Annotated in this window: 25 protein-coding genes; 15 read left to right on the top strand and 10 right to left on the bottom strand. The window is 68.6% G+C overall.

Annotated features, from left to right (window positions below; genetic code table 11):
• Positions 1–660 (bottom strand): hypothetical protein, encoded by a 660-nt coding sequence (locus GGQ87_RS02880; protein WP_168045201.1) that lies wholly within the window; start codon positions 658–660, stop codon positions 1–3.
• 60 nt (positions 661–720) lie between these two features.
• Entirely contained in the window at positions 721–2,631 is a 1,911-nt protein-coding gene (locus GGQ87_RS02885; RefSeq protein ID WP_168045202.1) for a calcium-binding protein, read from the bottom strand.
• Between the two features lie 294 nt (positions 2,632–2,925).
• On the opposite strand from GGQ87_RS02885, the gene rplU reads away from it, so the two are divergent.
• The 3 genes from rplU to GGQ87_RS02900 all read left to right on the top strand — a co-directional run bounded on the left by rplU (position 2,926) and on the right by GGQ87_RS02900 (position 4,482).
• Entirely contained in the window at positions 2,926–3,471 is a 546-nt protein-coding gene (gene rplU / locus GGQ87_RS02890; RefSeq protein WP_168045203.1) for a 50S ribosomal protein L21, read from the top strand.
• A 27-nt stretch (positions 3,472–3,498) separates the two neighbouring features.
• Positions 3,499–3,783: a 50S ribosomal protein L27 gene (rpmA, locus tag GGQ87_RS02895; RefSeq protein WP_168045204.1), complete on the top strand. Its 285-nt coding sequence runs from the start codon at positions 3,499–3,501 to the stop codon at positions 3,781–3,783.
• A 165-nt stretch (positions 3,784–3,948) separates the two neighbouring features.
• A complete protein-coding gene (locus tag GGQ87_RS02900; RefSeq protein ID WP_168045205.1) occupies positions 3,949–4,482 on the top strand; it encodes a GNAT family N-acetyltransferase in 534 nt (177 codons plus the stop codon).
• A gap of 15 nt (positions 4,483–4,497) precedes the next feature.
• Here the strand turns inward: GGQ87_RS02900 and GGQ87_RS02905 are convergent, their stop codons facing one another.
• The 3 genes from GGQ87_RS02905 to GGQ87_RS02915 all read right to left on the bottom strand — a co-directional run bounded on the left by GGQ87_RS02905 (position 4,498) and on the right by GGQ87_RS02915 (position 6,024).
• Entirely contained in the window at positions 4,498–4,695 is a 198-nt protein-coding gene (locus GGQ87_RS02905; RefSeq protein WP_168045206.1) for a hypothetical protein, read from the bottom strand.
• A gap of 122 nt (positions 4,696–4,817) precedes the next feature.
• Positions 4,818–5,432: a BA14K family protein gene (locus GGQ87_RS02910; protein ID WP_168045207.1), complete on the bottom strand. Its 615-nt coding sequence runs from the start codon at positions 5,430–5,432 to the stop codon at positions 4,818–4,820.
• 58 nt (positions 5,433–5,490) lie between these two features.
• Positions 5,491–6,024 (bottom strand): hypothetical protein, encoded by a 534-nt coding sequence (locus tag GGQ87_RS02915; protein ID WP_168045208.1) that lies wholly within the window; start codon positions 6,022–6,024, stop codon positions 5,491–5,493.
• Between the two features lie 139 nt (positions 6,025–6,163).
• On the opposite strand from GGQ87_RS02915, the gene GGQ87_RS02920 reads away from it, so the two are divergent.
• Positions 6,164–7,366: a threonine ammonia-lyase gene (locus tag GGQ87_RS02920; RefSeq protein ID WP_168045209.1), complete on the top strand. Its 1,203-nt coding sequence runs from the start codon at positions 6,164–6,166 to the stop codon at positions 7,364–7,366.
• Positions 7,347–7,895 carry an FKBP-type peptidyl-prolyl cis-trans isomerase gene (locus GGQ87_RS02925; RefSeq protein WP_168045210.1) on the top strand — a complete coding sequence of 183 codons (549 nt, stop codon included), beginning with the start codon at positions 7,347–7,349 and terminating at the stop codon, positions 7,893–7,895. The genes GGQ87_RS02920 and GGQ87_RS02925 overlap by 20 nt, the downstream gene beginning before the upstream one ends.
• A gap of 6 nt (positions 7,896–7,901) precedes the next feature.
• Here the strand turns inward: GGQ87_RS02925 and GGQ87_RS02930 are convergent, their stop codons facing one another.
• The gene (locus GGQ87_RS02930; RefSeq protein ID WP_168045211.1) at positions 7,902–8,561 is read right to left on the bottom strand and encodes a glutathione S-transferase family protein; all 660 of its coding nucleotides are present in this window, start codon (positions 8,559–8,561) and stop codon (positions 7,902–7,904) included.
• A gap of 147 nt (positions 8,562–8,708) precedes the next feature.
• Between GGQ87_RS02930 and GGQ87_RS02935 the strand changes: the two genes are divergently transcribed.
• Positions 8,709–9,092, top strand: coding sequence for a hypothetical protein (locus GGQ87_RS02935; protein ID WP_168045212.1), 384 nt, complete (start codon positions 8,709–8,711; stop codon positions 9,090–9,092).
• A gap of 13 nt (positions 9,093–9,105) precedes the next feature.
• On the opposite strand, the gene GGQ87_RS02940 is transcribed toward GGQ87_RS02935, so the two are convergent.
• The 3 genes from GGQ87_RS02940 to GGQ87_RS02950 form a co-directional block, all read right to left on the bottom strand.
• Positions 9,106–10,068 carry a hypothetical protein gene (locus tag GGQ87_RS02940; protein ID WP_168045213.1) on the bottom strand — a complete coding sequence of 321 codons (963 nt, stop codon included), beginning with the start codon at positions 10,066–10,068 and terminating at the stop codon, positions 9,106–9,108.
• A 95-nt stretch (positions 10,069–10,163) separates the two neighbouring features.
• Positions 10,164–10,955, bottom strand: a complete 792-nt coding sequence (locus tag GGQ87_RS02945; protein ID WP_168045214.1) for an ABC transporter permease — start codon at positions 10,953–10,955, stop codon at positions 10,164–10,166.
• Complete coding sequence (locus tag GGQ87_RS02950) at positions 10,952–11,890, bottom strand: ABC transporter ATP-binding protein (protein WP_168045215.1); 939 nt, start codon at positions 11,888–11,890, stop codon at positions 10,952–10,954. Before GGQ87_RS02950 ends, GGQ87_RS02945 begins: the two co-directional genes overlap by 4 nt.
• A gap of 104 nt (positions 11,891–11,994) precedes the next feature.
• Here GGQ87_RS02950 and GGQ87_RS02955 point away from each other — a divergent pair, with 104 nt between their 5' ends.
• From GGQ87_RS02955 to GGQ87_RS02965, 3 genes are read left to right on the top strand one after another with little or no spacing between them, the layout of a single operon-like run.
• Positions 11,995–12,897, top strand: coding sequence for a DUF1206 domain-containing protein (locus tag GGQ87_RS02955; RefSeq protein WP_168045216.1), 903 nt, complete (start codon positions 11,995–11,997; stop codon positions 12,895–12,897).
• A gap of 53 nt (positions 12,898–12,950) precedes the next feature.
• Complete coding sequence (locus GGQ87_RS02960) at positions 12,951–13,490, top strand: lipocalin family protein (RefSeq protein ID WP_168045217.1); 540 nt, start codon at positions 12,951–12,953, stop codon at positions 13,488–13,490.
• Between the two features lie 28 nt (positions 13,491–13,518).
• The gene (locus GGQ87_RS02965) at positions 13,519–14,835 is read left to right on the top strand and encodes a PQQ-dependent sugar dehydrogenase (protein WP_168045218.1); all 1,317 of its coding nucleotides are present in this window, start codon (positions 13,519–13,521) and stop codon (positions 14,833–14,835) included.
• A gap of 55 nt (positions 14,836–14,890) precedes the next feature.
• Here the strand turns inward: GGQ87_RS02965 and GGQ87_RS02970 are convergent, their stop codons facing one another.
• Complete coding sequence (locus GGQ87_RS02970) at positions 14,891–15,475, bottom strand: hypothetical protein (RefSeq protein WP_168045219.1); 585 nt, start codon at positions 15,473–15,475, stop codon at positions 14,891–14,893.
• Between the two features lie 342 nt (positions 15,476–15,817).
• Between GGQ87_RS02970 and GGQ87_RS02975 the strand changes: the two genes are divergently transcribed.
• The 6 genes from GGQ87_RS02975 (at position 15,818) to mnmC2 (ending at position 21,786) form a co-directional block, all read left to right on the top strand.
• Positions 15,818–17,617 carry a long-chain-acyl-CoA synthetase gene (locus tag GGQ87_RS02975; RefSeq protein ID WP_168045220.1) on the top strand — a complete coding sequence of 600 codons (1,800 nt, stop codon included), beginning with the start codon at positions 15,818–15,820 and terminating at the stop codon, positions 17,615–17,617.
• A 74-nt stretch (positions 17,618–17,691) separates the two neighbouring features.
• A complete protein-coding gene (motA, locus tag GGQ87_RS02980) occupies positions 17,692–18,561 on the top strand; it encodes a flagellar motor stator protein MotA (RefSeq protein ID WP_168045221.1) in 870 nt (289 codons plus the stop codon).
• Positions 18,562–18,702: 141 nt separating this feature from the next.
• Positions 18,703–19,035: a hypothetical protein gene (locus GGQ87_RS02985; RefSeq protein WP_168045222.1), complete on the top strand. Its 333-nt coding sequence runs from the start codon at positions 18,703–18,705 to the stop codon at positions 19,033–19,035.
• A gap of 169 nt (positions 19,036–19,204) precedes the next feature.
• On the top strand, positions 19,205–19,444 hold the full coding sequence (locus GGQ87_RS02990; protein WP_168045223.1) for a hypothetical protein: 240 nt from the start codon (positions 19,205–19,207) through the stop codon (positions 19,442–19,444).
• A 181-nt stretch (positions 19,445–19,625) separates the two neighbouring features.
• Positions 19,626–19,892 carry a hypothetical protein gene (locus tag GGQ87_RS02995; protein WP_168045224.1) on the top strand — a complete coding sequence of 89 codons (267 nt, stop codon included), beginning with the start codon at positions 19,626–19,628 and terminating at the stop codon, positions 19,890–19,892.
• Between the two features lie 85 nt (positions 19,893–19,977).
• On the top strand, positions 19,978–21,786 hold the full coding sequence (gene mnmC2 / locus GGQ87_RS03000) for a tRNA (5-methylaminomethyl-2-thiouridine)(34)-methyltransferase MnmC2 (RefSeq protein ID WP_168045225.1): 1,809 nt from the start codon (positions 19,978–19,980) through the stop codon (positions 21,784–21,786).
• Positions 21,787–21,800 lie beyond the last annotated feature (14 nt).

Consider the following 21,800-nt stretch of genomic DNA (forward strand, 5'->3'; position numbering starts at 1 on the left):
TTAGGGCTGATAGACGACGACGAGAAGCCCGATCGCGATCAGGGCCAGCCCCAGCACCGCGCCCTCGTAGCGGGCCCATCGCTCCAGCCGGAGCACCGACCAGCCCGCCCGGGCCAGCAGGGTGAAGACCGCCATGCCGAGGATGGTCCCGACAGCGAAAGCCATGGTCAGACCGGACAGAACGCCGATCCCGGCCTCCGCCTGGTTGAGATAGAAGGGCAGGAGAACCTCGCCGGGCGAGATGGCCATCATCGCCACGAGGCCAAGGAAGGCCGCGGCGTGGGACGCGCGTGGCTCGGCGGCGTCCAGTTGCGGACCGCCAGCGACCTGCGGCCGCCGCACCGCCGCCCGCACCAGATAGAAGGCGCCGAACACGAACAGCAGGGTCGCCGACAGATAGGGCAGCAGGCCCGAGACCCACTGGTCGAGAGCCAATCCCGCCAGCACGATCAGGCCCCCGGCCAGCGCGGTCGAGGCGATGTGCGCCAGACCGGCCACGACAACGGCGGTGAGAATCCGGCCGCGGCTCCAGCGCTGGGCCCGTCCCACGAGAACGAAGGGCAGCCAGTGGGTTGGCAGGGCCGCATGCAGGAAAGCCGTCGCGAAGCCGACACCCAGCAGGGAGATCAGGACGGTTTGGTCAGGAGCGGACGGCGACATCGCTCCTCTGTAGCCTGTTACTTTATAACGGTCGATAGGCGCCGTTCGCGACGGGTTGGATCAGAACAGCCAGCCGTCGTGGTCGTGCAAGCGCCCGATATCGTCCGTGCCGCCCACGTAGCCGCCCTCGGGAGAGAGGGTGAGCATGTGGGTGGGGAAGGCTTCGATGAGCTCGGCGTCGAGCAGCACCGAAGACGCCATCTGCCCGTCGTCGCCGGGCAGCACCAGCGGCCCGTCCACGTCCTTGAACGACAGGAAATCGTCGTCGATCAGTCCGGGCAGGACCTGCGCGATATCCAGCGTCTTGTCGGAAAGGACCGGGGCCGGATCGACCGAAACCAGGGCATAGGTGGAGCCGTCCGAGAAACGGAGCTGGTCGATGTCGAGCAGGAGGTCGGACCCGTCCCGGTCGGCGACCAGATCGGTGATGCCCCACGCCCCGCCGCCGAGATCCTCGATCTCGTAGTCTGCGAGGACGCCGGACATCACGGCGGTGTCGTTGCCTCCGCCGCCGCAGCCGCAGCCGCTGGCGCCCACAAGGATGTCGTCGCCCTTCAGGCCGGTCAGGAAGTCGTCACCGTCGCCGCCCACGATGGCGTTGTCTTCGTCATTGCCCGTGCCCACGAAATTGCCGACCCCGTCAAAGGCCAGGTCCTCGAAATTGGCCCGCAGGGTGTAGCTGTTCCGCGTGGTCAAGACGCTGTCGTGACCCTCGTTGGCGAACTCGACGAGCGTGTCGTTGGCTTCGACGTAGTAGCGGTCGTCGCCGAGCCCGCCCTGCAACTGGTTGGCCGCGCCGTTGCCGCCCTCCAGCAGATCGTCGCCGTCGAGGCCAATCAGGACGTCGCTGCCGGCGCCGCCATACAGATAGTTGTCGATCGAGCCGCCGATGATGATGTCGTTGAAGGCGCTTCCGGTGACGTCCTCGATGCTGATCAGCTGATCCGAGGAGCCGTCGCCATCGTTCACCGCCTGCCCGGTATTGAGCTTGATGAAGACGCCGCCCGCCGCGCCGCTGTAGTCGACCATGTCGTAGTCGGCGCCGCCGCGCAGGATGTCCGCTCCACCGCCACCGACCAGCCGGTCGTAGCCGTCGCCGCCGTCGAGGACATTGACGCCGGCGTCGCCGGTCAGATCGTCGTCCCAGACGGAGCCCGTGACGTTCTCGAAGTTGGCGAGAATATCCGTCGATCCATCGCCGTCGTCCGAGGCCTCGCCGTCCGCCAGGCTGAGCACCACGCCCGACCCCGCCAGCCGGTAATCGACCGTATCGATCCCGTCGCCGCCGTCGAGGCTGTCGGCGCCCTCACGACCCGACAGCACATCGGCGCCGATGTTGCCGGTGATGGCGTTGTCCTCGGCGTTGCCGATGCCGGTGAACGCGCCCGAGCCGGTATAGGTCAGGTCTTCGATGTTGGCGGCCATGACAAGGCGCGCCTGGGTCGTGAAGATCCGGTCGTGTCCCTCGCCCGCGAATTCGACCAGGGTATCGTTGGCGCTGACGTAGTAGTCGTCGTCGCCGATGCCGCCCTGGAGCTGGTTGGCGAGGACGGATCCGCCGATCAGAATGTCGTCGCCGCCGAGGCCGATCAGGAAGTCCTGGCCGGCGCCACCCGACAGCACATTGTTTCCGACCGTGCCCAGCAGGGTGTCGTTGAACGCCGATCCCGTCACGTTCTCGATGGAGATCAGGGTGTCGGTTCCCCCGTCCCCGTCCACCGTCGTCTGCCCGGCGAACAGGCGGACCACGACGCCGGCCGCCGCCGTCGTATAGTCCGCGGTGTCGCTGCCGAGGCCGCCATCCATGACATCGACGCCGCCGCCGCCGCTCAGGGTGTCGTCGCCGTCGAGTCCATCGATCGTGTCGTCGCCGGCCGTTCCGGGCAGGGTGTTGTCGCCGCTGTCGCCCACGACAGGCACGAAGAGAAACGTATCCGGCTTGCCGGCGCGGAGGCTCGAGTGAATGCTCATGGCGGCCCCTCTTTCGATGCAGAGACAGCGGCCACAGGGGCTCGCGCCTGAGAAAACGTCGTTATCAACTTCTTACCGCCGCGCGGAGGCCGGTGCAATCGATGACTCGCGAGGCGCGAACACCGCCGTATGTCCTCTGGAGGGTCGAGCCGGTGACTGCGTGCAAGCCCTGAAAAGCCCGAACGGCCGGGTTTCGCGTTGACTCGGCGACCCCCTTCCGTATATGTCGCCGCTCTTCGCCCGAGGGGGACCCCCGTCGGGCTTATTCTTTTTGCGTTTCGCTGAGGCTTCAACATGTACGCGGTGATCAAGACCGGCGGCAAGCAGTACCGGGTTCAACCGGGCGACGTGATCGTGGTCGAGAAGCTCGACGGCGACGCCGGCTCCAACGTGTCGTTCGGCGACGTGCTGATGCTGGGCGGCGACAACGGCATCACCCTCGGCGCCCCGACGATCGCCGGCGCGACCGTCGCCGCGACGCTGGTCGAAACCCGCAAGGGCGAGAAGATCAAGATCTTCAAGAAGATCCGTCGTCAGGGCTACCGCCGCACCAACGGCCACCGCCAGATGGAATCGGTCCTGCGCATCACCGGCATCGAAGGTGCCGGCGAGAACGCCAAGTGGGACGGCGAAACCTCGCTGATGACCAAGGCCGAAATGAACGCCCGCGCCCGTGGCCTGGCCCCGCGCGTCGAGGCGACCGAAGCTCCGGCCAAGCCGGCGAAGAAGGCCGCGGCTCCGAAGGCCGAAGCCGTCGCTGAAAAGCCCGCCGCCAAGAAGGCTCCGGCCAAAAAGGCCGCGCCCAAGACTGAAACCGCCGCCTCGTCTGACGAAGCGTAAGAACGATACGAGAGTAGGAGCAAACCCATGGCTCACAAGAAATCCGGTGGTTCGTCGCGTAACGGTCGCGACTCCGAGTCGAAGCGCCTCGGCGTGAAGAAGTTCGGCGGCGAGCGCGTGCTGGCCGGCAACATCCTCGTGCGTCAGCGCGGCACCACCTTCCACCCGGGTGAGAACGTCGGCCTCGGCCGCGACCACACCCTGTTCGCCACCGCCACCGGCTCGGTCAAATTCACCACCAAGCGTGGCGGCCGATGCTACGTGTCGATTCTTCCGGCCAATGACACCATGCCGGCCATGGCCGCCGAATAGCGCGAACGGAACACCTCCCGGATCGCGCAAGGCTCAAGAGCCGCGATCCGGACCAAGGGAAATATTTCCGCGGGGAGTCTGGATCACCAGGCTCCCCGTTTTCGTTCCCCGCCTCGAAGCCGTCCGAGCCCTCCAAGGAGGCGGCGCGAAGACCGAGGCCGTCCCATGTGCGTGATCGAACCCTCCCCTGTCGTCGAGACGCGGCGCCTGTCCCTGCGCGCGCCGGCTCCGCAGGACGTCAGCCGTCTGGCGACGCTGGCCAACGATCCCGACATCGCGCGGATGACCCTGCGCATGCCGTATCCCTACTCCGTCGATGACGCCGAGGCCTTTGTGCTGGCGGTGGCCGGGCAGGATCCCTCGCGCGCCGCGACCTTCCTGATCGAGCACGAGGACCACGGCGCGGTCGGTGTGATCGGTCTGTTCGAGGACAGCGACCCCGCGCCGGAGGTCGGCTACTGGATCGCCCGGCCCTTCTGGGGGCGCGGCTATGCGACCGAGGCGCTGCAAGGCGCGCTGGTCTGGGCGTCGAAGCGCTGGAAGCGTCGGGCGCTGGTCGCCGGCCACTTCGCCGACAACCCGGCGTCAGGCCGGGTGCTGGAGAAGGCGGGCTTCCTCTATACGGGCGAGGTCCGGCGCGGCTTCAGCAAGGCCAGGGCCGGTGAGACGCACACTCGCCGGATGGTCTGGCTCGCCTGACGCCCTGAGACGTCTTTAGCCGAACAGGGTCGGACCGAAGATGGCGGCCAGGGCCACCGCTCCACCCGCGACCGCCACGACCGCGCCGGCGGCGAACGCCAGCCAGGTGCGCGCGGCGCGCTGGCGGCGCAGGCCGCTGGTCTTGACTGATCGCAGCATGACGCCAGGCTTCGGTCCGAAGACTTCCGAACCGGAAATGTTGTGCTGGGACATGAACGCGCTCCCTGATCCACCGCCCCTTGCGGGTCAGGGACAGCGAAGCGGTGCGGGCGAGGCGAAACAATGGCGAACAGGGGTCACCCACCATTCCGTGATCGGATGAACCGCGTTCGGCCTCAGCCGCAGAAGATCAACCGGCCACTGTAGGCGCGATAATATCCACTGGCCGGATCGTAGGAGCGGTAGGTGGCGCGGCACCAGTCGATGCGGCCGGGGTCGCGGGCGCCGCCGTATGACTGCCGGCTGTAGCCGCCATAACCGCCCCCGGGATAAACGAGGTCAGGTCGACCATAGGCGCCGTGGTAGGCGTTGCCTGATTCCCCGTAGCCGTAATCGCCGTAACCGTAGCCGCGGCCATATCCCCGTCGCCGGGTCGAATACCGCCCCTCGTAGCCGGAGCCGTAGCCATACGAGTGGCCATAGCCGTAGTTGTCTCGATAACCGGCCAGGGCGCGGTAGTCCCGCCGCGCCTGCGGGCTGACCCTGCGGCGCTGGTCCCGCCAACGTGCGCCGCAATCGGTGCGGTTGGCGTCCCAAAAGGCGTCGCAGCGGTAGTCGCCCGGGCGATCAAGCTGGCTGCGCCAGTCGAATGCCGAGGGAGCCCAGTTGGAGCCGCCCCGCTCGTGACCGTAGCCGCTGTTATGGCCCCAGGACTGCGCCGCCGCAGGGCCCGCGACCGCGAGGGCGCAGCCGGCGGCGACGATCAGACTGATCAGCAACGGACGACGCATGGTTAATCCTCCAGAGCGGCCCGTTACGCGGCCTGAAAAGACTGACTGACGAAACGCCTTACAGAGTGACGGAGATACGCCCGCTGCGGGTGTCCACGTGGCGCATCAGGACAACGCGGTCGTCGCCCCCCGCGCTGACCGGAGCGATGATGAACCAGCCGCCGTCCGGCAGGCCAGAGAAGCTGAAGCGGCCGTTCTCGCAGGTGCCGGAGCGGACATAGCCACGGTAGTCGGCGCTCGGGTCCGCCACGGTGCGCGCCCGGACGATGGCTTCGGGCACAGCCGCCCGGTCAGTCGAGCCGTACAGGGTGCGGATGCGGTTGCGGGTGTAGGGCGTGTCCGGCGTCAGGCCGACAGAGCCGGTGCAGTCGAACGTCTGCACTCCCCGGCGATAGTCGATTCGGCCATCGATGGAGGCGCTGCCCGACCGGGTCGACCAGTCGAAATCATCGGCGCGGAAGTCGCCCGACGCGGGGCCGGGAGCGAAGCCGCCGCCCATGGGCACGGTCTCACAACCCGCCAGCGCGGCGCCGATCACGGCGATGGCGATCAGCGGTGTGAGGAACGTGCGGGGGGTCGTCTGGCCGGCCATGGGCTCTCTCCGTCTCGGGTGCGGGTCGAACATCCGGGATGAGACGCTGAACGCCGCGGCAAGGTCAAGGTTGCGGGCCTCGGGACGCTGGTCCAAAAGCGCGCATCAACCCGGCGCAGACCGGGCATAGGGAGCCTCCATGACAGTCACGTTTGACGACATTCTGGCGGCGCGGGACCGGATCGCGGGTCAGGTCGACCGCACGCCCGTGCGCTACTCCCGCAAGCTGTCGCAGCTGACGGGCGCCGAGGTCTGGATCAAGTTCGACAACCTGCATTTCACCGGCAGCTTCAAGGAGCGCGGGGCGCTGAACCGGCTGCTGCAGTTGTCGGCCGACGAGCGGCGCCGCGGCGTCGTGGCGGCCTCGGCCGGCAATCACGCGCAGGCGCTGGCCTACCACGGCGGCCGGCTGGGCATCCCCGTGACCATCGTCATGCCCGAGGGCACCCCCTTCGTGAAGGCGGACGGCACCCGGGCGCACGGCGCCACGGTAGTCATCAAGGGTCTCGATTTTTCCGGCTCGACCGAAGAGGCGCACCGCCTGCGCGACGAGGAAGGCTTCGTCTTCGTCTCCGCCTTCGATGACGAGGGCATCGTCACGGGCCAGGGCGTCTGCGGCCTCGAGTTCCTGGAGGACGCGCCGGATCTCGACGCCCTGATCATCCCGATCGGCGGCGGCGGCCTGATCGCCGGTTCCGCGATCGCGGCGAAGGCGATGAAGCCGGACATCCGGATCTTCGGGGTCGAGGCGGCCATGTATCCCTCGTTCGCCGCGCGTCGGCGGGGCGAGGTCGCCAGATGCGGCGGTCAGACAATCGCCGAGGGCATCGCCATCAAGGCCGTGGGCGACATCCCCTTCGCTCTGGCCGATCCGCTCGTCGAGGACGTGATCGTCTGCGAGGAAGCGGATTTCGAGAAGGCGGTCGCCTTCTATGCGACGCTCGAGAAGACCGTGGCCGAGGGCGCGGGCGCGGGCGGGCTCGCGGCCCTTCTGGCGGCTCCTGAAAGATTCCGCGGCCTGAAGGTCGGTCTCGTGCTGTGCGGCGGCAACATCGATTCGCGCATGCTGGCCGTGGTCCTGAACCGCGAACTGGTCCGCGAGAAGCGGCTGGTCGTGTACCGCATTCTCGGCGACGACCGGCCAGGCATGCTGTCCAAGATGAGCGCGGTGATCGGCGGCTTGGGCGGCAACATCATCGACGTGGTGCACAACCGGCTGGCGCTGGACGTGCCCGCCAAGGGCGCGGAGTTCGACATCATGGTCGAAACCCGCGGCGAGGCGCACGCCGACGAGATCAGACACGGACTGGAAGAGGCAGGCTATGCGCTACGGATGGGCTAGAACGGCGGCCGTAATGGCCATGGCGGCCACATTGGCCGCGTGCGGCCGGGGCGCTCCCGCGACACCCGATCAGGCCGCCGCCGACAACCTGCGCGCCGCCGGCTTCTTCATGGCCTCGAACGGCAAGGCCGACGGGGTTCAGACCCTGCCCTCCGGGGTTCAGTACAAGGTCACCACCGCGGGCCCGCCCGGGGGAGAGAGCCCGGACGGCAACGATCTGGTCAGCGTCGATTACGAAGGCGCCCTGACTGACGGGACCGTGTTTGACAGCTCGTTCCAGCGTGGGCAGCCCGCCGTCTTCACCCTCGAGGAAGGCATCTCCGGCTCGATCATCCCGGGCATGCGCGAGGCGCTCCAGCACATGACCGTCGGCGACGAGTGGCTGGTCTATATTCCGCCGGAGCTCGGCTACGGTGAGGCCGCGACTGGCGAGATCCCCGCCAACAGCGTGCTGGTCTTCCGCCTCAAGCTGCTCGCGGTGGCGCAGGCCCCCGGCGGCTCTCGGGCCATAGCCACCGCCAACGGCTGACGCCGCCTAGTCGACGGCGGGCGGAGCCGGCATCAGGTCGCCGAACGGCGCCGCGTCCTCAAGCGCACGGCGGAACGAAGGCCGCGCCATCAACCGGCCGTGCCACGCCTTCAACAGCGGCCGGTCGCCGAACGGGACCAGCCGGCGGGCATAGGTCAGGATCGGCGCGGCCGCGCAGTCGGCGAGGGTGAAGCTCTCACCCGCGCCCCAGGTCCGCCCGTCGCCCAGCCGGTCCTCGAGCGTGTCCCAAGCCGTCGCGATCTGTTGCGCGTCCTGTTCGCTCCCATAGGCGTCATGCTGTCCCTCGGGCCGGAATTTGCCCGAGATGATCCGGTTCATCGGCCAGCCGACGTAGCTGTCCACGACCCGGTCGATCCAGCGGGCCTCCAGCGCCGCGTCGGGATCGGCGGGGATCAACTGCCCGCCGCCCGCGAGCCGGTCGAGGTATTCGATGACGATGCTGGATTCATAGATCGTCCTGCCCGCTCCGGCGTCGACCAGGGCCGGCATCTTGGCGAAGGGCGAGATCGCCCGGAAGTCGGCCATCAGGGCCTGATCCCTCGCGTCCACCAGCTTCTGCTCGAACGGAAGCCCGAGTTCGTACAGGGCGACAGAGGCCTTCTGACCGTAGGCGGAGTAGGGGTGGGACCAGAGGACCAGCAACATCAACGGGCTCTATGCAAACGGCCGGCCTCGAGGCTCAACCACGAGGGGTGAGTTCAGCCGGGCGCGCGCGCGCCTGCAAGCCCCAAACCGCAACGCCTCGTTAATCGGCGCGGCGCACCCTCGCCCCGTCTATCTCCGGAGCGGCCGATGTCGACCATCCAGACGACCACCTACCGTCGCCAGCGCGACCATTTCGAACCGCAGGACGCCGATCCGCAGGAACAGCGGCGGCTGCGCGGTCTGCTTGAGCAGATCGACTATTCGGCCTTCGTCGCCAATCGGGAGGTCATCGCGGCCATGCTGCCGCCGATGGACGCCGCCGTGTTCCAGCGCCTGGCGGTGCAGACGGCGACGGCGCGGGCCAAATGGGTCTCGGAGGCGCTGCGCCAGAGCGAATCCGGCGCGCCCTCGACGCCCGACCAGATCGCCCGGCTGACCTCGGCCCGCACGGCCTACGAAGAGTTGGCCGAGGCCTACGAAGGTCTGCGCCGGATGGTCGAGCGCGGCTATCTGACGATCAGGAGCGCCTGACCCGACGGCGACCTCAGTCGTTGTCGAGCGGCTGGGGCCGGGTCGCTATCGGGGCGTCCGGATCGGCCGGGGGCCGCTCCGCCGTGGTCGGAGGCGGACCGGCGGGCTGCGCGGGCACAATCTCGATCACTGGCGGCGGGGCCGTGGTCGTGGCGGGCGGCGTCTGCGCCGGCTGGGACGCTGCCGGAGCCGGAGCGGGGCGAGCCGGGGACGTCGTGGCCGGGGCCGTCGCGGCGGGACGCTGCGGCGTCACGGGCGCACGGGCGGCCGGAGCCGGCGCGGTGGAGGCCGGCTGAGGCGCAGCGTCTGTCGCTTCGACCGCCTCGGCCTCGACAGGCGCAGCGGCGAGGGGAGCAGCTTCAGGCTGAACAGCAGCGACAGACGAGGAGGGCGCGGCTTCCGGAGCGGGCGCCACGGCCGGGGAGCGGGTCAGCATCCATGCGCCGACAGCAACCACCGCCACCGCGGCGACGGCGGCCCCGGCGTACAGCGGCGTGCGGTTTGCCGTGCCGCGAGCGGAGGTCGCAGCGAGGACCGGACTGACCGTAGGAGCCGGATCCGGGGCGGCACGAACCGGGCGCGGAGCCTCGGCCACCTCCGGCGAGCGGGCGGGCGCTGGAGCTGCGGGTTCCACGGAAGGCTCCGGCGCCGGCAGGGGACGGACCGTCAGATCGGGCCCGGAGGTCAGCGGACGCGCGGCCGTCGCAGCGGGCTGGGGTTGCGGAGCGCGTTCGGGCAGCGACGCGGGCGAAGCGGGCCGGGGCGCCTGGGGGATCAACGAGCCGCCGAGGATGCTTCCCGAGGCGCGCGCGGGACGGGGCGACGACGGCTTCGGCGGCTCGGGCAACGGCGGCAGCCGCTCGCCCTTCGGCAGCGGGCCGGCCCGGAACACCGTCTCCGGCGGACGCCCCCATGTGATCGGACGCCGGAACGGGGTCGGCAAACCGTTGAGGGGCTGTTTGTCGTCAGTGGACATGGATGCTCCCGCGCCGGACAGGGCGCGCTTCATAAACGCGAAGACCGCACAAAGGTGCGCACCGATCTGGCCCGTTTCGTGACGCCGGGCTTCCCCTAATTCTTGAGCCGGTAGCCGGTCCGGAACATCCAGCCGACGATCAGCAGGCAGATCAGCAGGAAGCCGAACGTCGCCGCCAGACTGACGCCGATGCCGACATCCCCGCTGCCGTAGAAGGTCCAGCGGAAGCCGGAGATCAGATAGACCACCGGATTGAACAGGGTCACCGTCCGCCAGGCGGGCGGCAGCATGTCGATCGAGTAGAACGACCCACCAAGGAAGGTCAGCGGCGTGACCACCAGCATGGGGATCATCTGCAGCTGCTCGAACCCGTTGGCCCAGATGCCGATGATGAAGCCGAACAGGCTGAACGTCGTCGAGATCAGGATCAGGAAGGCCAGCATCTCGATCGGATGCAGCACCTGCAGCGGCACGAAGAAGGCCGCCGTGGCGAGGATGATCAGGCCGAGCGCCGCCGACTTGGTCGCCGCCGCCCCGACGTAGGCGATGACGATCTCCAGCGGAGAGACGGGCGCCGACAGCAGCTCGTAGATGGTGCCGGTGAATTTCGGGAAGTAGATGCCGAAGCTGGCGTTGAAGATCGACTGGGTAAACAGGCTGAGCATGATCAGGCCCGGCACGATAAAGGCGCCGTAGGGCACGCCGTCGATCTCGGTCATGCGGCTGCCGATGGCGGAGCCGAAGACGACGAAATACAGGGCCGTGGTGATCACCGGGGTGACGACGCTCTGCCAGATGGTGCGCAGGGCCCGCGCCATCTCGAACTTGTAGATGGCCCAGACGCCGTAGCCGTTGAAAGCCGGAACCCTTGAAGACTGGCTGTTCATGCGGCCGCTCCCGTGTCGCGGTGGACGAGGCTGACGAAGATGTCCTCCAGCGAGCTCTGGCTGGTGTTCAGGTCCTTGAAGGCGATCCCCAGATCGCTGAGCTTGCGCAGCAGGGACGGGACGCCGGTCTTCTCCAGATTGGAGTCGAAGACATATTCCAGCTCGTGGCCCTCGTTCTTCAATGTGACGTTCCACTCCGCCAGCTCGGGGGGAACGGTTTGGAGCGGGTCCTGAAGGTTCAGGGTCAGGGTCTTCTTGCCCAGCTTCTTCATCAGGGCCGTCTTCTCCTCGACGAGGATCAGCTCGCCCTTGAGGATCACGCCCACCCGGTCGGCCATCTCCTCGGCCTCCTCGATGTAGTGGGTCGTCAGGATGATGGTGACGCCCTGCTCGCGCAGTCGCCGGACGAGGTTCCACATGTCGCGGCGCAGCTCGACGTCGACGCCGGCGGTGGGCTCGTCGAGGAACAGGATGTCGGGTTCGTGGCTCAGCGCCTTCGCGATCATCACCCGGCGCTTCATGCCGCCGGACAGGGTCATGATCTTGTCGTTGCGCTTCTCCCACAGCGACAGCTCGCGAAGGACGCTTTCGATGTGCTTCGGATCGGGCGCCTTGCCGAATAGGCCTCGGCTGAAGGTCACCGTCGCCAGGACGGTTTCAAAGGCGTCAGTTGTCAGCTCCTGCGGCACCAGGCCGATCTTGCTGCGCGCCTGACGGTATTCGGTCTGGATGTCGTGACCGTCCGCGACGATTGTGCCCGTCGTCGGCGTGACGATGCCGCACACCACCGAGATCAGGGTCGTCTTGCCCGCCCCGTTTGGACCCAGCAGGGCGAAAATCTCGCCCTTGCGGATGGTGAGGTCGATGGGCTTGAGGGCCTGAAGGCCAGACTTGTAGGTCTTGGTCAGACCTTCGATAGAGATGACCGGCTGCATTCGCGCCCTCCCTGAGCGGCCAGCAGATATGCGTCCGCCTACCGCACCTCAAGAGCGTGGCCGGAGATAGCGGAGCCATATTTCATCCTGCGGGTTAGGTCGCCGTGCCGAACCCCCTCGCCTCAGCCCGTACCCGCCTCGCCCGTCTGGGCGACCTCGGCCGCAAACGCTCGTCGATCCTGCGCCGTGTTCCGCCCCTCAAGGAGCTGATCGAATGGGCGGCGCGCATCGGCTATGGCGCGCGCGGATTCGTCTATCTGTCCGTCGGGGTGCTGGTCCTGCTGGCGGCGATGGACGTGATCGGCGACTCGGTCGGGACCAAGGGTGCGCTGGCGTGGATGGCCTCGCGGCCGCTCGGACGGCTGTGGGCCCTGCTGCTCGGGCTCGGCCTCGCGGCCCTCGTCATGTGGCGCCTGTTGCAGTCGGTGTTCGACGCCGACCACGAAGGCCGGTCGTGGAACGGGCTCGGTACGCGGATGAGCCAGCTGTTCAGCGCCTTCAGCTACGCCGCCCTTGCCGTCGCCGCCTTCGGGCTGCTGGCGGGGCCTCCCGACGACGCGGCCGACGGCGTGGCCCGCAGCCGGGACATGGCCTCGACCGTGCTGGACCTGCCGTTCGGGAGGTGGCTGCTGATCTGCGGCGGGCTGGCGATCTTCGCGATCGGCGTCAGCAATATCGTCAAGGCGGTGCGGGAGGACTTCACCGAATACCTCGCATGCTCGGCGCGGCTTTGCCGGCGCGTGGCGCCGCTGGCGCGCATCGGGCACGTCGCCCGAGGCTTGGCCTACCTTCCCTTGGCCGTGCTGGTGGTGATCGCGGGCTTCCACGCCAAGGCTTCGGAAGTGACCAGTTTCGGCGCGGCCCTCGACGCCGTGGAGCGGCAGCCGTCCGGTCCGTGGATGCTGGTCGCTACCGCCCTCGGCTTCGTCGCCTTCGGCTCCTTCTCCTTTATCGAGGCCCGCTTCCGGCGCATCCGGCCGCCGCGTGAACTGACGCCCCTGCCCTGATCCATCCGACACCGTCCCGCCGACGTATCGGTTGTTTCAAGCGGGAGCTGATCATGCGGAAATTCACGGGCGCCTTGATTGTCGCCGCCGGTTTGGGCCTCGCGGCCTGCGTCACCGCGCCCAGCCCGAGCGAATACCGCGCACCGGCCCCGGCGCGCGCCGTCGACATGGACCGGTTCTACACCGGCCGCTGGCTGGAGATTGCCCGTCTACCACTCAAGATCACCGACGGCTGCGTCGCCGGTGCGACCAACTATGCGGTGGCGGGCCCAACGCGCGTGAACGTCCGCGACACCTGCCAGTCCGGCACGCCGCAGGGTCCGGAGAAGGCGCTGAGCGCGCGGGCGGACATCCTGGACCCGGGTTTCAATGCCAAGCTGAGGGTCCGATACCTGAGCGGGCTGGTCACCTGGGACTACTGGATCCTCGACCATGCCGAGGACTACAGCTGGTACATCTCGGCGGACCCAACCTTTGACAAGCTGTGGATTTTCACCCGTGAGGTGCCGAACGACCGGCAGCGCGAAGCGCTCGTCGCTCGCGCGCAGGCGTTGGGGTATGATGTGAGCCGGCTTGAGTTCCCCGCGTTCTGATCCGGGCGCATTCGCCCTGGAGGTCGTCATGTCTCGCCTTGTCCCCGTCGTATCCGCCGCCCTGCTCCTTAGCGTCTCCGCCTGCGACGGCGGGGCGGCGCTGGATCCCGCTCGTGGCTTCGGACCGGATCCGACATTGCCCGCGCCACACCGGTCGCTGCTCCCGGTCGTCAATGTAGCCGAGGCGGTGGGGTGGCCGGAGGGACGCATGCCCACGCCGGCGCCGGGCTTCCGCGTTCAGGCCTTCGCTTCGGGACTGGATCACCCGCGCTGGCTTTACCGGCTGCCGAACGGCGACACCCTCGTCGCGGAGACTAATGCGCCGCCCAAGCCGGAGGGCATGAAGGGCGGCGCCCGCGGATTCTTCCAGAGGCTGTTCATGAAGAAGGCGGGGGCGCAGGTCCCGAGCCCGAACCGCATCACCCTCCTGCGCGACGCTGACGGCGACGGGGTCGCGGAAACGAAGACGGCCTTCCTGCAGAACCTGATGTCGCCCTTCGGCATGGCCCTGATCGGCGACACCCTTTACGTGGCCAACGCCGATGCGGTGGTCGCCTTCCCCTATCAGCCGGGCCAGACGCAGATCACAGCCGCGCCGCGCCGCATCGCGGAGCTTCCCGCCGCCCGCAACCATCACTGGACCAAGAGCCTTGTCGCCAGCCGGGACGGGTCCCGGCTGTATGTCGGCGTGGGGTCGAATTCGAACGTCGGCGAGAACGGGCTGGAGGAGGAGGTCGACCGCGCCGCCATCCTCGAGATCGACCCCGCCACAGGCGCGCGGCGGGTGTTCGCCTCCGGCCTGCGCAATCCGGTCGGTCTGGCGTGGCAGCCGGACAGCGGCCGACTGTGGGTTTCCGTCAACGAGCGGGACGAACTCGGCCACGATCTGGTGCCGGATTATATGACGTCCGTGACCCCCGGCGGCTTCTACGGTTGGCCGTGGAGCTACTATGGTCAGATCGTCGACGAGCGGGTCGAGCCGGCCAATCCCGGCAGGGTCGCCAGCGCCCTGAAGCCGGACTACGCCCTCGGCGCCCACACCGCCTCTCTGGGCCTGACCTTCGGCGAAGGCGCCATGTTCCCGGCGCGCTATCGCGGCGGCGCCTTCGTGGGCCAGCACGGGTCATGGAACCGGAAGCCGCGCAACGGCTATCGCGTGATCTTCGTGCCGTTCGCCAACGGGGCTCCGGCCGGTCCGCCCGAAGACCTTCTCACCGGCTTCATCAACGAACAGGATCAGGCGATGGGCCGCCCGGTCGGCGTTCAGTTCGACGCGCGCGGAGCGCTGCTGGTCGCGGATGACGTCGGCAACGTCATCTGGCGGGTCTCTCCGTCAGCGCCATAGAAAAAGCCCCGGCGGATCGCTCCGCCGGGGCCATTCAACTTCAGAAGGCCGGGCCTTAGCTGGTCGGCTGGATCACGATGACCGGGGCCGCCGCGGGAGCGGGCGTGGCCGGGGCCGTGGTCGCCGGAGCCGGCGTCGGCGCGGTGTTCAGGCTGCCGGTATAGGGCTGCGGACCGGCGGCCGGAGCGGGAGCCGTCACGCGCGGCGTCGCGGCGGGGGCGGTGGCGCGGGCCGCCGGAGCCGGGGCCGCCCTGCGGGCCGGTGCGGGCTGGGCCCGACGCGCCGCCGGAGCGGGGGTTGGCGCCGGCGTGGCCTCGACGACGGCGGCAGGCGTGGCGGGCGCGATTTCAGAGGTCGCGGCTAGCGGCTGCTGGGCCGGGAGCACCGGCGCGGTCGCGGCCGGTTCGGCCAGCGGCGCCGTAGCGACTTCATCGTCACCCCCCATCATCAGGGCCGCGGCCGCGCCGCCCAGCACCAGCACGCCGAGGGGCGCGAGGATCATCCAGGTTTTCACCCCGCCCTTGCGGGCGCCGCGGGCGCTACGCGTCCGGGCGTAGACGGGGACGAACGGCTCTTCGTGAGCGCCGTCGGCAAGAGTGTTCGTGGGCTGCGGTCGATCGTGGGGATAGGTCACAGTCATGGTCATTCCTCCAAATCAGTGAAGCTCGAACCCTTCCACGAGACCACGGTTCCGCGAGTTGATCAGGGGCCACGAAGAAATACTGTTACCGACACAGTTTCGCCCGTCACGGTTCAGCTTTGTGTCTTTTGTATACTTTTCCGGACCTATGCCTCGGGCTTGCCCGCTTGCCCGACCTGGAGAAGATGACGCTACGGAACCGCCGCTTCGGCGCCACGCACCGCAGCAAACCGGCGTTCAGGGACGCTCAAAGCCTCTCAGGATTCCCCCGCCGGTTGACCGGGCGTCCCGCCTTGTTCATCACCGTCTGGAGCGGCGTCTTCCAACGGAGTGGATGGGACTATGGGGTTGGTGGCGAACATCCGGCGCGACATGCGGTTCGCGAAGGGCCTGCGCCGCCTGCTCAAACGCATCAAGCCGATCGAACTCGACAGCCCGGATCTGGTCTGTGACGACTGGGAGGAGGCCGTCGACAAATTCGCCGACCACGTCGCCATCCAGGACGATCGGGTCACCCTGACCTATCGCGAGCTCGACGCCATGGCCAACCGGTTCGGCCACTGGGCCCAGAGCCGACGGCTGAAGCGTGGCGACACCATCGCCCTGGTGATGCTCAACCGGGCGGAATACATCGCGGCGTGGATGGGGTTCTCGAAGGTCGGCGTCGCCACCGCCCTGATCAACACCAATCTGACCGGCCATGCGCTGGCGCACTGCCTGTCGATCTCGAACGCCTCGCAGGTGATCACCGACGTCGAGTCCTGGCGCAAGGTGGAGGAGGCGCGGCCCCTTGCCGGACGCAACCTGATGCTCTGGGTGCTGGGTCTCGCCGATGCGGACGAGGCCGACGAGCGGCGCGGCCTCGACAAGCCGGTGCGCGGCGGATCCTCTGTGCGCCCGGCCCGATCGGTGCGTTCCGGCCTGACCAACCGCGACACTGCGCTCTATATCTACACCTCGGGCACCACCGGCATGCCCAAGGCGGCCAAGATTACCCACGCGCGGGCGCGGACCTATATGCGCGCCTTCGCCGGCGCGACGGCGGCGACCGACAAGGACGTCACCTTCAACGTCCTGCCGCTGTACCATTCGACCGGCGGTCTGGTCGGCATCGGCCCCGCCCTGCTGAACGGCGGACGGCTGATCCTGCGCAAACGCTTCTCGGCCTCCAGCTTCTGGCCGGACGTGAAAGCCTCGGGCGCGACCCTGTTCGTCTATATCGGCGAGCTGTGCCGTTATCTCGTCAACTGCCCGGAGAGCCCGGACGAACGCGCCCACAAGCTGCGGCTGGCGTTCGGCAATGGCCTTCGGCCCGACGTCTGGACCGACTTCCAGAAGCGCTTCGGCGTTCCCGACATCCTGGAGTTCTACGGATCGACCGAGGGCAACGTCTCGCTGTTCAACTTCGACGGCAAGGCCGGGGCGATCGGACGGGCGCCCAGCTTCCTCAAGAAGCAGATCAATTTCCGCCTCGTCCGCTTCGACATCGACACCGAAGAGCCGGTGCGCGGCGCGGACGGTCTGTGCCAGCCGGCGCGGGCGGGCGAGGTCGGCGAGGCCATCGGCCGGATCGGTGACGACATCCGCCACGCCTTCACCGGCTATGCCGACAAGGCCGCCTCGGAGCGCAAGATTCTGCGCGACGTCTTCGTGCGCGGCGACCGCTGGTTCCGCACCGGCGACCTGATGAAGCAGGACGGCGAGGGCTACGTCTATTTCATCGACCGGATCGGGGACACCTTCCGCTGGAAGGGCGAGAACGTCTCCACCGCCGAGGTCGAGCAGCGGCTGGCTGACGGGCCGGGCGTCAAGGAAGTGATCGCCTATGGTGTTCCTGTGCCGGGCCATGAGGGCAAGGCCGGCATGGTCGCACTGGTCGTGGACGGCAAGTTCGGCGCCCGTGCCTTCGCCGACTGGGTCGATCAGGAACTGCCGGTCTACGCCCGCCCGGCCTTCATCCGCATCATCAAGTCCGCCGACACGACGGGCACGTTCAAATACCGCAAGATGGATCTGGTCGCCGACGGCTTCGATCCGGACAAGGTCGACGGCGCGATCTACGTTCGCGGCGGCAAGAGCGGCTACACCAAACTCTCGGAAGTGGCGCGGGAAGCCATCCTGAGTGGCGAGACCCGCCTCTAGGGTCAGGTTCGCAACCGCCCCTTAATGATTAACGGCGATGGTCGGCGTCTCTCGCGCAGGACCGACCGCCTTCCATGTTCCAGATTATCGGCATCGTGCTGCTGTTCGGCCTCGTGTTCGGCAGCTACATCATCTCGGGCGGCAAGTTCGAGGTGATCCTGCACGCCCTGCCGCATGAGATGATGGCCATCGGCGGCGCCGGCATCGCGGCCTTCCTGATTTCCAACAGCGTCAGCGTGATCAAGTCGACGCTTGGCGGGCTGGGCAAGGCCTTCGCCGGTCCCAAGTGGAAGAAGCAGGACTACAAGGACCTGCTCTCGCTGCTGTTCCAGCTGACCAAGACGATGAAGTCCAAGGGCGTTATCGCCCTGGAGAGCCACATCGAAAAGCCGGCCGAGAGCACCATCTTCCAGAAATACCCCAAGGTGCTGAAGGACCACTTCGCCACCGACTTCATCTGCGACACCCTGCGCATGATGACCATGAACCTCGAGGATCCGCACCAGATCGAGGACGCCATGGAAAAGCAGCTTGAAAAGCATCACCACGAGCATCTGGGCGCGCCGCATGCGCTGCAGAACCTCGCCGACGCCCTGCCCGCGCTCGGCATCGTCGCCGCCGTGCTGGGCGTCATCAAGACAATGGGCTCGATCACCGAGCCGCCGGAAATCCTCGGCGGCATGATCGGCGGGGCCCTGGTCGGCACCTTCCTCGGCGTGTTCCTCGCCTACGGACTCGTCGGGCCCATCGCCGCGCGTCTGAAGTCAATCGTCGACGAGGAGTCAGCCTTCTACAAGATCATCCAGTCGGTGCTGGTCGCCCACTTGCACGGCAATGCGGCGCAGATCTCTGTGGAGATCGGCCGCGGCGATATTCCGTCGTCGGCCCAGCCGTCCTTCCTTGAAATGGAAGAGTCGCTTCAGGGCGCCCCGACCGAGGCCTGACGCTCCAAATCACAGCACTATCACAGCGTCTCACCGACGATCACGGGTTCGGGAACAGCGGCGCGAGTCGCCAGTTAACCGCACGACCGATCGTGGGAGCGGGCGGCTGTTTCGCCCGGACGATCGCTCGGAGGAATACGCATGAAGCTGATGATCATCACCGCGGCCGCCGTCGGCGCCCTCGCCCTCGCCGCCTGCTCGTCGTCGGAAGACAAGGCCGCTGAAGACGCCGCCGCCACCGGCGCCGACGCCTCGGCCACCGCCCCCGCTACCGAAGGCGCCATGGCTCCGTCGGACGGAACCATGGGCACGAGCGGAACGACCGGCACGACCGGGACCACCGGAACGGACGGCTCGATGACCGGCCAGACCCCGCCGACCCTGCCGCCGGAAGGCGGCACGACCGGTGGCACCATGGGCGGCACGACCGGCGGCACGACCGGTTCGTCCGGCACGACCCCGCCGGCGCAGTAAGAACGGTTCGAGAGACTGGAAAGGGGTCGCTTCGGCGGCCCCTTTTTTCGTGCGCGTCACAGCAGTTCACGAACCCGTGAGAATTCGCTTGCTTATCCGCTCACGAAGCCGTTATCTCGGACCTGCGAGGATTCATGACCTCGTTGACCCTTCTGAAGGAAGAAAAACCATGCGCATCACCGCTCTGATCGCCGCTTCGGCCGCTGCTCTGGCCCTGGCCGCCTGCCAACCCGCCGACAAGGCCGCTGAAACCCCGGCCGCCGACACCGCCGCGACCGACGCCGCCGCCACGGAAGCCGCTGCTCCGGCCGAAGGCGCCGCGATGGCTCCGGCCGAAGGCGCCGCGATGGCTCCGGCCGAAACCCCGGCTGCTCCGGCTGCCGAAGCTCCGGCTGCCCCGGCTCAGTAATATCTGAGACGAAGCGGGCCTCCGGGTCCGTTCGGAAAGGGTCGTCCTCACGGGCGACCCTTTTTCGTTGCCTGCCGATCAAGCCGGATAGCTTGCGCCAAATTCACTTGCAGCCGCCGCGGCGCCGTCGGTATCTCGGCGTTCGGGACGCTGTCGTCCGCTCGAACGAAGGATTTCCCCAATGCGTATCATCGCCCTGATCGCCGCCTCGGCCGCCGCCCTGTCGCTGGCCGCCTGCAACAAGGCCGAAGAGAAGGCCCCGGACGCCTCCACCGAAGCGGTCGAGGCCTCGGGCATCGCCGACCAGGCCGCCGTCGACCAGAGCGTCGAACAGACCGCCGCCGACGCCAAGGCCGCCGCAGACGCCTCGGCCGCCTCGGAAATGGCTCAGGCCGAACCCGCGCCTGCGGCCGCCCCGGCGCCCGCGACGCCGGTCGAGGCCCACTGACCGCCGGCGACAATCCCGCCGATCAGGGGCCGTCCGGAAGGGCGGCCCCTTTTCGTTGCGCGCTTCCCCGGCTACGGCCACGACGATGACCGACGACCGTTCGCCCCGACTGCTCTGGACCGAGGACGGCGCGCCGCGCTCGGGCCGGTTCGGCGACGTCTACTTTTCGCGGGAAGACGGGTTGGCGGAGAGCCGCGCCGTCTTTCTGGCCGGGTGCGGCCTGCCCGAAGCGTGGCGCGGCCAACGCCGGTTTACGGTGGCCGAACTGGGCTTCGGCACGGGCCTGAACATCGCGGCCCTGCTCGACCTCTGGCGGCGAGAGGGACCGCGCGACGGTCGCCTCCACATCTTCTCCGTCGAGGGGTTCCCGCTCAGCCGTGAGGAAGCCGCTCAGGCGCTGTCCGCCTGGCCGGAGATCGCTGAAGCAACCGGAGCCTTGCTGGAGGCTTGGCCGGGTAGTGCGCCCGGTTTCCACCGTGTCGACCTGCCCGCCTTTAACGCCACGCTCGACCTCGCCATCGGCGAGGCGGCCTGGGCCCTCTCCCAATGGACCGGCCGGGCCGACGCCTGGTTCCTCGACGGCTTCGCGCCGTCGACCAACCCCGGCATGTGGTCGGACGCCGTGCTGGACGGCGTCGCCCGCCGGTCGGCCCCGGGCGCCAGGATCGCGACCTTCACCGTGGCCGGTGCGGTGCGGCGGGGGCTGGCGGATTGCGGCTTCGCCGTGGAGAAGCGGCCCGGGCACGGCCGCAAGCGGGAACGGCTGGAGGCGCGGCTTGAGGGCGTGCCGGAGCCCGAGGCGCTGCCTTTGGTCGCCGTCGTCGGCGCCGGCATAGCGGGAGCGGCGCTGGCGCGCGCCTTCGCGGAGCTGGGCGCGCGCTGCACAATCGTGGAGGCCGCCGAGGCCGGGGCTGGAGGGTCGGGGTTCCCCTCGGCGCTGGTGACGCCTCGTCTGGACGCAGGGGACGCCGGCATAGCCGCGCTGCATGCCCAGGCCTTGAGCCGCGCCCAGACCCTCTATGCTGCTGTGCCCGGAGCCGTCCTCGCGGAAGGTGTTCTGCAACTGGAGCAGGCGGATCGTGACGCCGGACGCTTCGCCAGGATCGCCGCGCAGGACATCTGGGCCAAAGGCGCGATGACGCTGCTGGATGAGTCTGCATGCGGCGACCGGCTGAACGAGCCCCTCTCCACCGGCGGCCTCTTCATGCGCGACGCGCTCGCCATCGCCCCGCGCGCGGTGCTGCAGGCGTGGCTGGGCGACGCCGAACGGCTGACCGCCACCGTCGCTGGGGTCGAGCCCTCGACGGGCGGCTGGCGGCTGGTCGACGAGACCGGCGCGTCGATCGTCGAAGCCACCGCGGTGGTGATCGCCACGGGCTGGGGAACGGCCGCGCTGGCGACGCACCTGCCTCTGTCGCCTGTTCGGGGGCAAGCTGACTGGGTGGAAGGGGTCATCACCCCGCCGGTTGCGTGGGGCGGCTATGCGGCGCCCACCGCCGACGGCCTGCTTTTCGGCGCCACGCACGACAGGGGCGAGGCCTCGGTCGAGACCGATCCCGGATCGACCATGCGTAATATGGAGACGCTGGGAGCACGCCTCCCGGAGCTGGCAGGGCGCCTCGCCGCAGCGGGGAATGTCCAGAGCCGAGCCGCGATCCGCGCCACCACGCCCGACCGGCTGCCGGTCGCCGGAGCGCTGGCGCCGGGCCTGTTCGTCCTGACCGGCCTCGGCTCGAGAGGCTTTTGTGTCGCGCCCCTGCTGGCCGAACACGTCGCGGCGCTGGCGATCGGCGCGCCTTCGCCGCTGCCGGCTGACCTGGCGGCGAGGGTCTCGCCGGACCGGTTCGGCGCGCGACACCCCCTTGCGCAACCTTCGCCGGGGGTGGACGGTTGACGGGCAGGCTGGGC

Source organism: Brevundimonas alba, from assembly GCF_011927945.1.
In the GTDB taxonomy this organism is placed as follows: Bacteria; Pseudomonadota; Alphaproteobacteria; order Caulobacterales; family Caulobacteraceae; genus Brevundimonas; species Brevundimonas alba.